Below are 13,526 nucleotides of genomic sequence, written 5' to 3' on the forward strand. Positions count from 1 at the left end.
TACATATAGCGGTTGACCTGAACGAGGCGTTCGTCCCGGTCGCCGTTGACGAGGCCGGTGGTTTCGCTGGCTTCCGTGAAACGGCGATGAAAACGAACTCGCTGGTGGATCGGCTGCGGAAGCTTACGTTGCCCGCCGTCGACGACGTTCGCGATGGACTGGCGAGTTACATAGAGACGGTCGAGCGGGCCGACGAATTGGAGGCGAAGATCGAGCGGACTGACGAGTTGATTGATGAGATCGTCTACGAGCTGTATGGGTTGACCGACGAGGAAATCGAGATTTTTGAAGAGGCAGTTGGGGAGTGAACGGTTCGTTAGATTGTGGCTAACCAACGCAGAGCCATAACTGCTAAAAAAGACCAGAAGTCCGCTCCATTTTATCGATTATTCAAAGGCCGTCAGAGTCCCCTATTGCCGTTTTGTGCCAATTCTCCGAGGAAAGTCTTTGCGACAAAACCGGCCACGGACAATTGCATTGACTCAGTGCGGGAAACGACAAGCTCCGTGAGTCACTTGATTTAATCAAACACCACACAAATATCATTACATTGAGTAGTAGGTAACTAATATAATACTTCTTGATTCGTTGCTGGGGATACGGCACCGCCCGAACAGCAACCTGAGAGTGATTAGAAAATAACCGATAGTGGTATCTGATTGTCTTTACCACTAAATCATAATGAGGGATAGTGACAAACTTCAGCCAGATTCACCAATAGGTTCAGTATCCGAAGACCAGCTTGGGTACGGTGACTTCTCAAAACAGTTAGCAGAAATAGTCACCTCAAGAGCTCCTTCGGACGGATATACAATTGGAATATATGGTCAATGGGGATCCGGTAAAAGTACAATTCTCAACTTTGTTGAAGAAGAAATCAAGGAGAGAGAAACCGAAACCACAATAATAGAATTCAATCCTTGGTGGTTCACTGATCAGGCTGATCTAATTGAAAAATTTCTCACGCAGTTGGGTGCCGATCTAGAGTCGGAAAGCGGAATGACAGATATTCGTGAAAACTTAGCTAGACTTACTGGAGCACTCTCTACACTCCCATTAAATGTTTTATCAGGTGTCCCAGCTGATCAAATTGTTCAATCTGTGCACCAGCTGTTAGAGGACGGTCCAGGATCTGTGAACGAAATTAAGCAGGACATTGAATCAGATTTGAAAGATTTGGATGAAAGAATTATTGTGATGATTGATGATATTGACCGCCTCAATCCTAAAGAGACGCTTCAGATGTTTCAAATTATTAAAAGTGTAGCAGATTTCCCCAATGTGACTTATCTTCTTGCATTTGACCGCTCTGTCGTAGTAGATGCTCTTGAGCAAGAGGGGAATATTCATGACGGCTATCTATATCTAGATAAAATCGTACAACTGCCTCTTCACATCCCAGAACACAAAAATGGTGCTTTAGAATCACTATTTCAAGATAGTCTCGCTTCAATCCCTGAAGAGCACTATATTGACACGGAGCGCTGGAGCGTACTGCTACATCGAGGGCTTATGCCGTTGTTGGACACTCCCCGAGATGTGATTCGACTTTCTAATACCGTGAGCGTAATGTCTGCCACAATAGGAACAGAGGTCAATTTTGTTGATTTAGTAGGGCTTGAAGCGCTTCGTGTTTTCCACAACGATGTCTATCAGGAAATTCAATCCTCTCCACAGCGCTTTGTAGGATATCGAAGTACGGCCCGATATGGGGATCAGGAGCCCGATGACTATGAAGACATTCTTCCTAATGCCATAGAAAAGAAGTCAGCAGTCCAATCAATCTTGACTACTCTCTTTCCAAATGTGTCTGACAATATAAATGATAAATTTTCATCATATAGTAACTGGGATAAAAAAAGAGCAAAACGACGAATTTGTCATAAAGATCGCTTCCCTGTCTACTTCCGCTTAGATATTCCTGAAGGAGAGTTAGCCACTCATGAGATTGGAACCATTCTCTCAATAGTCACAGATTACGACAAACTGAAAAGTGAACTAAGCCAGTTGTTGGATGAACCAGGCAGAGAGCAGGCAACAAAGGCAAGTACCTTTTTTAGACGGATTCCAGAACGGATGGATAATATCTCAATAGAGGGTAAAGTAAATCTTATAAGATCGATCTTTGACTTCGGAGATGAACTGATTTCTAAACAGCCATTGGATAGTCAAATGAATGAGACCCGGCACCTCGTTTTTTTAGTCGAGAACTTAATCAAGGGATTGGCTCAAAATAAAATAGAATCCCTCAGATTAGCTATCTCAGACGGTAGCTCTCCCTACATGTCCTCTAAGTTTCTCAACCAATACCTCCGAGACATTGAGGAAAATAATTCAGAATCTCTTTCAAATGCACCAGAGTGGGTTACAGAATCACAAGTGGAGGATCTGAAACCTGCAGTAGTTGATTCGATAACCACCGCAGCCGAAAATGGACGACTGATTGAAGTACCGCATTTGAGAATCCCATTGGAACTATGGAGCAAATTTGATGACGGTGACCAGATTCAAGAGTGGATTAATGATCTCGTCGAATCAGATGAGGGACTAGTGGAATTCGTTCATAAAATGAGTGGTTTGACTATAGTGAATATGTCCCGGCCAGTGTTCTATCTTGACCCAAGCTGGCTATATGAGTATATTGATCAAGATACTCTTGAAACTAGACTCAAATCGATTGAGACTGGAGATGATGAGATGGCGAATCAAGTAGTTGAGAGATATGAGACGGCAGTCAAGATGGCCGAGAAGGGGAAAGATCCATCTGATACGGAGAATTGGATATTTGGAGACACATTCAATTAAAAACACTTGGAAGACATATTTCCATCAATTACTTCTGAAAATATCATTATTTGATAGGCTTATTTGGGGTAATACTGTAGAAAGTCGGAGCAATTATTTCGATACTGTCATCACGGACAGCACACTGAATTCTAGTAAAGAGCTAACAACGCTTAAGTCATATTCAAACGGTTCTGGGGACTATCTCCGGTAAAGTGACCTATACTGTCGCAGCCACGTGTTGATACTCAGCCTGCGACGGTGTCGGCTGCAGCGTCAACCCAGCCAACGCTAACTCCCGCAGCACTTCAGGCGGCACACCCTCACAGTCGAGAAGCACGGCGTCGAGCGTCCATTCGCCGTACTGACTTGCGCTCGGCGCGAGTACGTCCACGGACTCGGTCGGCACTTCCTCTTGAATCGCCCGCGCGGCCCGCCGCACCCGCTTGCGGTCCTCCACAGTGCAGCTCACGCATCAACACCTCGAACGAGATCGCCGACCAACGACCCGCCGACGTGCGGCCCAACGTCCCAGCCACGCTCCCCACGCGTGTATTCACACCACTCTCCGAGCGTCTCGAAGGGCGTCTCTGCCAGCACAACCTTCTCAGCGTCCCCATCAGCCGACACAACAGCCACGGCGAACTCATAGCTGTCCCAGTAGTGGGCGGCACCCTCGCCGTCGACGCCGAGGAAGAGCGGGCAGCCCTGGGCGAGTAGTTCACCAGCGGGACGGTCAGTACAGGGGACGTAACTACCGCGACCGCATCCACACTCCGTAACACGCTCGCGTCACTGGCGACAAATAGGATATCGGTGTGAAGTCGGACGTATATTCTTTACACGGACCTTGGATGCTTATCAGTTGCAATCCATTACAGGTGAATGATGACCTCCTCTACCGAATTCGCGCCTGACGACATCGAAACGGTCGAAGACGCATTAGCACTCCTTAATGCGGCACTTGATACACCGATTGCGATGGCGAGCCATATTGAAGACGAGGAGTACACCCTCATTGGTATCGATGACCACCTCGATACTGGTTTGGATGTTGGAGCAGAATTCGAAACCTCGGAAACGTTCTGTCACTGTGTCTACGAGGGGCCGAAACGTGCAGAGATGATTCCCGACATCGGTGCAGACGAACGGGTCGCTGGACTTCCCGCCCATGAGAATCTCGGACTGGAGGCGTACATCGGGGTACCCCTCTATCGGGACGATGAGTTCTACGGGACGCTCGTCGTTAGTGATACCGCACCTCGGGAGTTCACCGACGAGGAAATCCAACACGCCAAGACGGTTGCAAAGCTGATTCAATCCGTGCTATAGTTACCTTCGTGACGCTGACTCGTTCGAACGAGCTGGTGACGACTATTGCTTGAACGCCCGCAGTACGTCCTCAACAGCTCGGTTGATCTATTATATACGCATACTATATCCAGCAGGCTACTTGTGAGAACAGCGTTCTCACAACGCCGGTGGACTCGAAGGCCCTCGATCTCTCACCCAGTAATGAGATCTGGTGTGAAGAAGCCGATCACGAGGAGACTCACCAGTACGATAATCGCCGTGAGTCGCAGGGCACCGGCTGCCCGTCGTCGAGGGTTCGGCAGGGACTCGGCAATGCCGGAGAGGGCCATCCCGGCGATCAGAAACAGTCCAGCATAGAACGGTGTCGCCCCTTCTACAATAACGTAGTACACTTGCTGGCCGGCCAGCAGAAGTGCGCCACAGAGGTACACCACTGCGAGACCTCTGGAGGGGTCGCCGAACACGGTTTCATCGATGATGGAGGGCATCGAGTGTGTCCTCCCCCGCGACGTTGAAATGTTGCGGGGATTCGCGCTCGGTGCAACCACATCAACGGACTCAGTCGGCACTTCCTTCTGAATCGCCCCGCAGCACGCCGAACGCGCTTCCGTTCTTCCACAGTGCAGCTCACGCTTCAACGCCTCGGACAAGATCGTCGACGAGCGACCCACCGACATTCGGACCAGTCTCCCAACCGCGCTCTAAGTGCGTGTATTCGCACCACTCCGAAAGCGTCTCGGAGTAGCATAGTTCGGCAAGAATTGGACTCAAATACCGCTTTGACTCTTCCCCAATCACATACTCCTACAAGCGAATCAGACAATAATGTCCTCATTATTACCCCTGAAACCCACCCCACAAACAGCTTCGGATCGTAGTTTGGAACCGAAGCTCGTTGACTTCGAAGATGAATCAGCGGAACAGATCATCTCAGCAGTTTCCTCAACAACTGCACGCCGCATTCTCAGCCAGATATACGCGGAACCAACGACAGCATCGGAGATCGCAACTGAACTCAATTCCTCGGTACAGAATATCAGCTATCATCTCGACCGACTCCAGGACGCAGACCTGGTGGCGGTCGTCGAGACGTGGTATTCCGAGCAGGGCCGCGAAATGGACGTGTACGCGCCGACCAATAGCGCGCTCGTTCTCTTCGCGGGGGCAGAACGAACAAGCCCGTCGCTCAAGACGGCGTTGAGTCGCGTCTTCGGCGCAGTGGGTATCGTCGGAGCCGTCAGTGTACTCGCACATATACGCCGGTCAGTACCGACACCAGTATCATCGCCCCGGGCTGGTGCGTCCCCTGTTCAGCAACCCGACCCAACCATGTGGGAGACGCTCGGAACGTTTGCGACCGGGCCTGGTGGAGTCGTGCTGGGAATTGGTATCTTCCTGATTCTGTTGTTCTTCGTTGCTTGGTACTGGGGGACGTATCGGCCAGCACGGAATCACGCCCACTCGGCGTGAGTGAGTAGCCGGGACTCAAAGACGTATTTGAATCTGGGATAGCGCGATACTTCCCCCTTCCAATGGTAGGGTATGAAACGGCGAACGTTTCTGGCAAGCACAGGAATTGGTCTCACAACCGCAGTCGCCGGTTGCACCACTCAAGCTGGATCGAGTGACTCACCGCCGACAGATTCCGAGACGCCAACCTCTGAGGACACGCAAACCAACACTGAACAACAGACCGAGCGTACACACGTCGCCGCCGATGGAACTGTCGAGCGAACCATCGGCGCTGAGTCGCTCGATGAGCGCGGTCTCAGAACTCCCCACCACGTCGCGTTCGGGAATCCGACGGCGGAGTCTCATCAGGGGACGGTGACGGTTTCGACGGCGGACGAAACCGTATTCAAGGAATCGGTGGAACTCGAACCGAACGCGAGCATTGTGGCGTCGCTCACTGATCTCGACACGTACACCGCTCGTGTGTCCGTCCCCGAGTTGGATGCGACGGAAAAGATTACCGTCGAACCCAGCCAGTTCACCTGTAACGTGACCAAGACGACGATCAGCGTCCAGGACGACGGGACACTTGACTCGCTGGGTATTTCCACGCGGATGGCGTGCCAAGGCGTCGTGAGCGACCACGTTGCTGCTCGTGAATCTGCGTCGGAAACGCTCGGCGACGACCCGATTCCCGCAGACACGGGGAAAGGCAGCCACACGCTCATGCTCCGGAACCCATCGGAGGAGACGTGGACGACGCGAATCCTCGTCGAGAAGGACTCGACAGCGCACTTCGACGGCGTCTACACGGTCGAACCTGAGGGCACTGTACTGATTACGCTCAGCGAGCCCGATACGTACTCCCTATCGGTAGGTGTGCTCGAAACCGAGACGACCGTCACCGAACAGGTCACGCCCGAAAACTTCGATTGTAACCGATCCTCGACGCGCGCGGAGATCGACGATACGGGAGACCTCACGGCAAGCACCGTTTCGACGCTCATGGCCTGTGACCTCGAGACAAACTCGACGAGCGAGTCCCCTTAATAGCGGGACGACTGTCGCTGCTGTTCTCATCCCAATTGAGAGTTCCAGTCGCATACTCACTGAGCGGATATTTCTGGTGAGCTCGTGACAAACGAACGCCGGGCAGCAACCAATCGCTTCTCGACTAACCAACAGTCGTGAGTTCTGGGCAGCCATTGTTGGTTAGCGGCTTCTACACCGTCGCCGCAACGTGCTGAGATTCAGCATGTGCCGGGACAGCCGTAACGTCAACCCGGCCAAACCCTGCCGCGGTGCCTGATAGACACGTTAGATGAGATGCTCTATAGATTTGCCGTCCCGAGCTAATTCGGACTGCTCAGGCGAGGCGTCCGTAGCATGTGTGGAGAACGACTCCGGTGAGACGGCCTCTTGCATCGCTTTGAGCTTCGACCGCAGTTGGCCACTCGTCGAGCGGACCAACTCATCGTCTGGCCAGGAATGGACTTCGAGCCCGTCAAAGCGCGTTGCGACTTGCTGGACCGTGTTCAACTGTTCAAGAGCGTACTCGACCCAGTACTGGTGGCTGTCCTGCATCTGCTGGAGTTCTTCGACCACGTCGTCGTAGCCGGCTTCTTTGGCGGCGCTGAGGCACTGCTGGAAATTCGCGCCACGGGGATTGATGGGTTCGTGGAAGACAACGACCTCACCGAGCGCTCTAAAGTAGCTGAGTAGCTCGTGAAAGTCGTCTTCGTCCATGGTAGGATATGTGGGTGACATCGAAACGAACACCGACACACCGGCCTGCTGGAGTTCGTCTAACGCCTGCCAGCGAGTCATCGGTGGCGGGGCATTCGGTTCCATCGCTCTGACGAGCGTCGCATCGAATGAGGGAATCGACGAGCCGACCGTAATGCGGTCACCGGCGGCCTGGAAGAGATCGATGTCCCGAGTCACGGCCGGACTTCGTGTGAGGATTCGAACCGGAATGTCGTGTGTGATGAGCTCGGCGACAGCGCCGCGAGTAATCTGAGGTGTGTGCCAAGGTAGGTGTCAATCGAAACACCGAAAAGCAAACCTGCTACTTCGACATTCATTGGCTGCTGTCGTCACCATTTTCGTCGTCACCACTGGTGGAATTGCCACCATTACTGGCACCACCACCTCTACAAGAACCATTATTAGCGGTTTCGCCCACATTCGAATTGTACTGTGTAATGTAATCGGCTAGCGTGTACTCTACGTAGTATTGTTTATACTGTTTCGTAGCGCTCTGGAAAGTTAGAAATCCAACTGCTGTAAGAAGTGTTGAAGATATAACTATAACTGGCGGATCCAGTGAAATCGTATCGATGATTGGTGTATAGAGAGATTGTGATACAGGTCCATATCCAACCCGGTCTAACACCTGTGATGGAATATCACCCCAATCTAGCACAGCGTAGATAACATACAATAACCATAAGAGAGGAATCATAATCATGATAGACCGAGAGAAGGCGTAGGTTGACTGGAATACGCGACTTCGGCCCTTCCCGTCTGCATGGATTTGACTCCGAATGATCGGGTATACAAACGAGATCTCCTGTTCAGAGTTCGAAGAGAGATCTGTATCAAGTCTGTCCGAGTCATTCCAGTCAAATGACTCAATAGACGCGTTGAACACACGAATGCAGCTTTTCTGAAGTTCTTCTGAGATATTATGGTCAAACGGAAGGGTCTTGCCTGTGAGTAAGCCGATGAGAAATTCACGATGGGAAGTTGTGATTTCATTCCGTGGTGCAAAGCCTTGTGCTAAAACAGCTATTGTATGTAGGCCCTGTCCTACGACAAACCCTATTGCAACCAGCGGAATGACTGCCAAGAGCGGGTTAATATTTGAAGTTACCGGCAATAGCGGAACAATCGCAATGGTGAATGCGATCCCCGGTAACAAAATCGCATAGAAGCTATAGAGGTTTAGCCCGCGTACCGATCTATTATTCACAGATTGCCACCGGTATGAGTGATAGGTTGGGGCCTGACCTTTACTTTTATTACTATCGGGCAGCCAGAATCTAGATAGACATGGCTGGAGCTCAACCCCAAGAAGCAATCAATCCAGATGCCAGTCCGGTGGAAGAGCTTGGAGCCAGCGTAGTTGGTGGGCTCCGGCCGTTCTTTATTTGGACAGCTATTGCAACGCTACTGCTAACTGCAGTAGTGACTGCGGCCAGCCACGACATCAATATGTGGACAAGTCTTGTTGTGCCGGTAGTTGTTGGAGTCCTTGCTGCGCTTCTTTCATAGAGACTCAGCTGTTTGATGAGATCGTCTACGAGCTATACGGGCTGACCGGTAGGGAAATCGAGATTGTGGAAGAGGCTGTTGGGGAGTGAGTATCCTGACTGGACGGCATAACCCACATTGCGGCGTCCATGAGAGAATGATTTGTCATCAGAACAGTAGAAATCTGTCTGGCTAGTCATTAAGATGCCCCAAACAAACTGTGTGGACAGAATCGGTTGGTACAGGTTCCGAGGAGCTACCTGTTCCGTACTGCAAGCCTATATAAACACCTAGGTGGATTCAGCAAGAAACCAAATCCATGTCACAGAAACACGCTGGTAAAGATCTGGCGACCGATCGGGACGATCCCGAGGGGAGTACAGCCACCGAATATGATAGCAAGATCACTATGCTACGGGCCGAGCGCCATGATGAAATTACGATAGACCGTGTTGTCACGGTCGTTGACCCCACTCAAAAAATACCAGACTCATTGCATGTTCAACAACGCAACTCGACCTATTTCGGACCGAAGCTCAAACTCACAGATGGTCTCTCTGATTATATGATTACTGCTCCCGGTCCTGATTCGGAACTCCTTCTCTGGACTGCTGAAACAGATGCTGACGGATTTCGTAATGGTTGGCAGAAATTGGCTGAGGTAACAACTTCCTTTTCAGACCAACAGCCACAGTATGATCTCTGCCCATACTGTGGGGACCCCCTCAGAACGCTTGAACACGAACGAAAGGCAGCTGTGGGCCAATGCTCAGATGACGACTAACACTATCAGATGAAGTCGTCGAGGCCGCTCTGGTTCTGACCGTCGTCGAAGCCGTCGCGAACGGTCTGATATGCGGTAGCTGTCTGAGGTCTGACCCCGCGCTTCGAAGTCACACTCTGGAACGCTGTCCCTGACGCAATCTCCGATTGGAGGCGAGTCGCAGCTTGCCCCATCAGCTCCGCATTGACGAGTTTTTCGAGCCGTCGGCGTTTCTGCTTGGATTGTGCGCCCTCTTTCACCACATACTCTGGATCAAAGGACGAATCCGCCGGCAGCTCCTGTGGTAGATCTGCAAGCAGCACCTCTCGCCGGGTGAACGATGTCTCGTCGAACAGTTCGAACGTCACCGTCTCTTCCTCCTCATCGTCGAAGGCCTCCGCCGGTATCCGAGGGGGGACGTGACATTCTCCGATGATATCGAGACCGAGACCTAGCGCGGCTAAATCAGCGGCGGGAGCCATGCCCAATTCTGCATCACTAGTCCCAGTGCTGAGGTTGATGCCGTAGAACAGCACGTCCTCCTCGATACCACGCCGAGCGATATTCCGCATCATCGGCTCGATTACCGATACCTGCCGTTTGGATGTCGCCTTGAGACGGTCCATATTCAGGCAGTAGGCGTAGATATCTTGGCGCTCGTACACGCCCATTAGATCCTGCACGTTCTCCCAGCTGAGTCTGGGGGAAACCGTACCCATGATCGGGGCCTCCGGGTGCATCTTGCGCGCAGTGTCGATGAACGTGTTCACGCCAGTCCGATACTCTTGATATGGGGCTGTCTCGGCTTCGTCGTCGGTTCCGACCGCCCGAGCGAGTTTGTACTGTAGCGGCGTGACCAGTACGTCTGAGTAGGTCCCAAGGAGGTCAACGATGAACTCCGCTTCGACCTGTTGGAGTGCTCGTGTCTCCTCGAACGCAAGGAACACAACGTTGAGTTCACCATCGTTGGTCTTGTTGACAGCCCGCTGAAGGCTGGAACGTATTGCGTCGCTCTCGCCTTGGCGCTCTTCACGGAGTTGCTGGGCGTCGACGGTCCGATAAATCTCGTTGACCCCGGTACTTTCATCGCTGAGCTCGGGGTCGTCTTTTCGTCGCTTCGACACCGGAATTGCCTTGGCCGGTGTATCAACGGTCTTGTCGGCAATGTGGAGTCGTCGACGTGGGAACAGGCCGTTTTTGCTAAACGATTCTGTCGTAATGGTGTGTCGTACCATCTATTAGGTAAGCATGCCACCAGATTGCCCTATGGGATACCACCCGCTCCCCCGTAGATAATAGGGCGCTGTGTGGCGGTTCGACGGGGTAAACAAATTACTTTCACTGTGCGACCCGGAACTAAGTGACATCCGTCCTACGGTGCTGATGTCATCTCGCGTTGGCAAACCGAGGGGACTGCACAGTTCAGCCTCTTGAACGTTGGCCCGTTCAAGAGTACCAAGACCACAGATATTCGTCGTCATTTTTTGCCGGTGATGTTGGTACATTCGTTGGGCTCTGTTTTCCTTAATACTGTCCAGACCGGGGTGAAAGTAAAACGGATTGCGGGTCAATCGCCAGACAAGATGCTGATATCCAATTGAAATAACCGGGGTGAGTGGCGATATATTAGATCATAATTTTGTTGTAAACCGCTGAATACGATAGGTTGGATTCCTCCAATAGTAAGTCACAGTCGCTGTCGACGGCAAGAACAAGCAGGCGCTAGGTGAGTAGTTCGTAAGACGGACGATCAATACAACAGAGCCACTAAGTGCTATTTATCAGACTCATCATCTGAAGTATGTGCAGTTTCAGTGACACTCGTCGATGTGGGGACTGTCACACTTCCCCTTTCGATTGCTACAATCTCAAACCCTACTACGATCGTTCCTATAGTGAACACACCGAGGATCATTCTCAGGGAGTAAGTCCAGAATCCGGGAATCACATTGAAGAACCCAAGTGAACTTACGATCATCCCGAATAATACAAGGGCAATCGATAGCGAAGCCGCGTGTTCACGAACCCAAACAGCAAACGTGCCTGTTGCCCGATCGTGATCCACCCGGATTTTCATGTTTGTCTTTTTCGAGGGGTTTGACATATTCGTAATCCTCCAGTCACGATTCTGGTTGTTCTCGATTTAGTTCGATTTGCCCGCTACCTATTAGAAGTGTATCATTAGATGCGCACGCTTACTGAGTCGTGATTTCAGGTAAGGTGCAGAGCATCAAATGATGATAAGAAAATGGATTGATGATAGCTAACCCACGATTGGACACTATTCAACCATTGTTGGTTAGAATTCTTCCAACCTACACCGTCGCCGCCACGTGCTGATACTCGGCTTGCGACGGCGTCGGCTGCAACGTCAACCCAGCTAACGCCAGCTCTCGAAGGACTTCGGGCGGAACAACCTCAAGTCTCGAAGCATCGTATCAGGCGTCCGAGCGACGTGCTAACTCGCGTCTAAGCATGCACACCCACGGTGGGCGTACGGTAGCGGATAGCCTACGAATTCCGCACTCTCAGGTAGGTCGACTCTGGTTTAGTATTGAATAGGAATTGATGACTCTTTCCTAGACAGAGTATCTACGAAGTAGACAGTACTAACCCTAGGTTTATACGAATAACATACTTAATTAATTCTATGAGCCTGACCCGTTCGGTGGCATTGTGTCACCGACGCCAAGATTCTCACCGTACTGTGAGCGGCGGGTCCAATCAGTACGGGAATCCTGTCTAAGGGGCGTTCGAATAGTGACAAAGGGCGGACCCCCCTACTTAAACTTCTTGGACTACGGGTCGACCATTTTTCTGTACTGTCCTTGCCAATTATAGTCTCCTGCGTTGCTGTTCTTTCCACTAGTCTCCTTAGTGGCGCGTATATTGGCGATCTAGTCTCTTTAGAATTTGTCGTCAAGCGAATTATCAACGCCGCCTTCGCGCTTCTCGTCGGACTCCTCCTGATGATGTTTAAGAGGGTAAGCGACAATGACTGATTCAAACACACACAGCAGACGAATGGATGATAACTCAGCAACTAACTTCGACGACCAAATCTTACACAGACGAATTAAAACAGCAGAGAGAGGGAGTGAAACACTCCCTGTCGCTAAAGCCGAAATCAACAGATTGTGTGCCGAACTCAGTCTCGACGATAGTATAGAAACCGTAGCACAGGCCATTTATCGACGCTCGCTACAGACAGATGTTATTCAAAACCGAACCATCGCAGAAGTGGCGACAGCAACGGTCTATGCCTCATGTCGGATTGAAAGAAGAGCAATTTCACTCACAGAGGTAGCTTCTGCAGCCGCTACTGGGAAAAAACATGCAAGCCGGGTGTATAGCGAGATTTCACGGGAATTAAGTCTCAACACAGGTCCTACCGATCCGAAAGACTTCGTACCACGATTCTGCGATGAGCTGGATCTAAGCAAAAAAACCGAAGAGAAGGCTATTGAAATTCTTGAGGAAACGATGGATAAGGGCCTTCACAGTGGGAAGTCTCCGTCTGCTTTTGCTGCTGCCAGTGTTTACGCAACAGCTCTGCTGTGTAACGAAGCTAGAACGCAGACGGAAGTCGCTGCGGTCGCAATGGTGAGTGAGAATACAATTAGAACGCGGTATCAAGAGCAAATCCATGCAATGGGAATTACTGAGGATGAGTAAGAGAGTGTAGATTGACGCTCGTAGACAGAGGATCATTGTTGACACCACAGCGCAGTTTTGTGGATGGTTTTGAGCGCTCCAGCGCCGGTTTGCGCCAGGTGCTTCCGAAGCTATAACTCTTTTAGCGAGGATGTGAGTTTATTTTTGGAGATGCCTCGATGAGGCTATGCTACAGCATCGTACTTTGTGCAGTGAATCTCTGGAGGGGGCGTTACGAATGTACCTACACCATTAGTAAGGTATAGGGCGGCAGCATTCACTACATCCCAGGCACTTATATGAT

12 protein-coding genes and 2 pseudogenes are annotated in these 13,526 nt (G+C 51.1%); 7 read left to right on the forward strand and 7 right to left on the reverse strand.

The annotated features are described in order from the left end of the window. Positions 1-14 precede the first annotated feature (14 nt). A pseudogene (locus DVK01_RS18370) lies at positions 15-308 on the forward strand (restriction endonuclease); the annotation flags it as partial. 373 nt (positions 309-681) lie between these two features. Continuing rightward, the gene (locus DVK01_RS18375) at positions 682-2,805 is read left to right on the forward strand and encodes a P-loop NTPase fold protein (protein WP_121537995.1); all 2,124 of its coding nucleotides are present in this window, start codon (positions 682-684) and stop codon (positions 2,803-2,805) included. Positions 2,806-3,004: 199 nt separating this feature from the next. Here DVK01_RS18375 and DVK01_RS18380 read toward each other — a convergent pair whose 3' ends face one another. Beyond that, complete coding sequence (locus DVK01_RS18380) at positions 3,005-3,256, reverse strand: hypothetical protein (protein WP_121537996.1); 252 nt, start codon at positions 3,254-3,256, stop codon at positions 3,005-3,007. Further along, positions 3,253-3,522: pseudogene (locus DVK01_RS22645) on the reverse strand (hypothetical protein); the annotation flags it as partial. The pseudogene DVK01_RS22645 and the gene DVK01_RS18380, both read right to left, overlap by 4 nt. 150 nt (positions 3,523-3,672) lie before the next feature. On the opposite strand from DVK01_RS22645, the gene DVK01_RS18385 reads away from it, so the two are divergent. Beyond that, entirely contained in the window at positions 3,673-4,116 is a 444-nt protein-coding gene (locus DVK01_RS18385; protein ID WP_158598780.1) for a GAF domain-containing protein, read from the forward strand. 173 nt (positions 4,117-4,289) lie between these two features. Here DVK01_RS18385 and DVK01_RS18390 read toward each other — a convergent pair whose 3' ends face one another. Beyond that, positions 4,290-4,586: a hypothetical protein gene (locus DVK01_RS18390; protein WP_121537999.1), complete on the reverse strand. Its 297-nt coding sequence runs from the start codon at positions 4,584-4,586 to the stop codon at positions 4,290-4,292. A 337-nt stretch (positions 4,587-4,923) separates the two neighbouring features. On the opposite strand from DVK01_RS18390, the gene DVK01_RS18395 reads away from it, so the two are divergent. Both DVK01_RS18395 and DVK01_RS18400 read left to right on the forward strand, forming a co-directional pair. After that, on the forward strand, positions 4,924-5,568 hold the full coding sequence (locus DVK01_RS18395) for a helix-turn-helix domain-containing protein (protein WP_121538001.1): 645 nt from the start codon (positions 4,924-4,926) through the stop codon (positions 5,566-5,568). A 72-nt stretch (positions 5,569-5,640) separates the two neighbouring features. Beyond that, positions 5,641-6,600, forward strand: coding sequence for a hypothetical protein (locus tag DVK01_RS18400; RefSeq protein WP_007189812.1), 960 nt, complete (start codon positions 5,641-5,643; stop codon positions 6,598-6,600). Between the two features lie 267 nt (positions 6,601-6,867). Here the strand turns inward: DVK01_RS18400 and DVK01_RS18405 are convergent, their stop codons facing one another. Both DVK01_RS18405 and DVK01_RS21655 read right to left on the reverse strand, forming a co-directional pair. Then, a complete protein-coding gene (locus DVK01_RS18405; protein ID WP_121538043.1) occupies positions 6,868-7,377 on the reverse strand; it encodes a radical SAM domain-containing protein in 510 nt (169 codons plus the stop codon). 253 nt (positions 7,378-7,630) lie between these two features. After that, the gene (locus DVK01_RS21655; protein WP_147435182.1) at positions 7,631-8,524 is read right to left on the reverse strand and encodes a hypothetical protein; all 894 of its coding nucleotides are present in this window, start codon (positions 8,522-8,524) and stop codon (positions 7,631-7,633) included. A 600-nt stretch (positions 8,525-9,124) separates the two neighbouring features. On the opposite strand from DVK01_RS21655, the gene DVK01_RS21660 reads away from it, so the two are divergent. Then, a complete protein-coding gene (locus tag DVK01_RS21660) occupies positions 9,125-9,589 on the forward strand; it encodes a hypothetical protein (protein ID WP_147435183.1) in 465 nt (154 codons plus the stop codon). A gap of 5 nt (positions 9,590-9,594) precedes the next feature. Here the strand turns inward: DVK01_RS21660 and DVK01_RS18415 are convergent, their stop codons facing one another. Together DVK01_RS18415 and DVK01_RS21665 are read right to left on the reverse strand one after the other, a co-directional pair. Next, positions 9,595-10,803, reverse strand: a complete 1,209-nt coding sequence (locus DVK01_RS18415; RefSeq protein ID WP_121538003.1) for a hypothetical protein — start codon at positions 10,801-10,803, stop codon at positions 9,595-9,597. A 539-nt stretch (positions 10,804-11,342) separates the two neighbouring features. Next, positions 11,343-11,672: a hypothetical protein gene (locus DVK01_RS21665; RefSeq protein ID WP_147435184.1), complete on the reverse strand. Its 330-nt coding sequence runs from the start codon at positions 11,670-11,672 to the stop codon at positions 11,343-11,345. A gap of 890 nt (positions 11,673-12,562) precedes the next feature. Between DVK01_RS21665 and DVK01_RS18420 the strand changes: the two genes are divergently transcribed. Beyond that, positions 12,563-13,243, forward strand: a complete 681-nt coding sequence (locus DVK01_RS18420) for a transcription initiation factor IIB family protein (RefSeq protein WP_121538005.1) — start codon at positions 12,563-12,565, stop codon at positions 13,241-13,243. Positions 13,244-13,526 lie beyond the last annotated feature (283 nt).

The sequence above is a fragment of the Haloarcula sp. Atlit-120R genome, assembly GCF_003665885.1.
Lineage (GTDB): Archaea > Halobacteriota > Halobacteria > Halobacteriales > Haloarculaceae > Haloarcula > Haloarcula taiwanensis.

Coding starts and splice junctions, on each gene's coding strand:
- DVK01_RS18395 (WP_121538001.1), top strand. CDS start 4,924: ATGTCCTCATTATTACCCCTGAAACCCACCCCACAAACAGCTTCGGAT.
- DVK01_RS18420 (WP_121538005.1), top strand. CDS start 12,563: ATGACTGATTCAAACACACACAGCAGACGAATGGATGATAACTCAGCA.
- DVK01_RS21665 (WP_147435184.1), bottom strand. CDS start 11,672: ATGTCAAACCCCTCGAAAAAGACAAACATGAAAATCCGGGTGGATCAC.
- DVK01_RS18385 (WP_158598780.1), top strand. CDS start 3,673: ATGACCTCCTCTACCGAATTCGCGCCTGACGACATCGAAACGGTCGAA.
- DVK01_RS21660 (WP_147435183.1), top strand. CDS start 9,125: ATGTCACAGAAACACGCTGGTAAAGATCTGGCGACCGATCGGGACGAT.
- DVK01_RS18400 (WP_007189812.1), top strand. CDS start 5,641: ATGAAACGGCGAACGTTTCTGGCAAGCACAGGAATTGGTCTCACAACC.
- DVK01_RS18375 (WP_121537995.1), top strand. CDS start 682: ATGAGGGATAGTGACAAACTTCAGCCAGATTCACCAATAGGTTCAGTA.
- DVK01_RS18405 (WP_121538043.1), bottom strand. CDS start 7,377: ATGACTCGCTGGCAGGCGTTAGACGAACTCCAGCAGGCCGGTGTGTCG.
- DVK01_RS18415 (WP_121538003.1), bottom strand. CDS start 10,803: ATGGTACGACACACCATTACGACAGAATCGTTTAGCAAAAACGGCCTG.
- DVK01_RS18390 (WP_121537999.1), bottom strand. CDS start 4,586: ATGCCCTCCATCATCGATGAAACCGTGTTCGGCGACCCCTCCAGAGGT.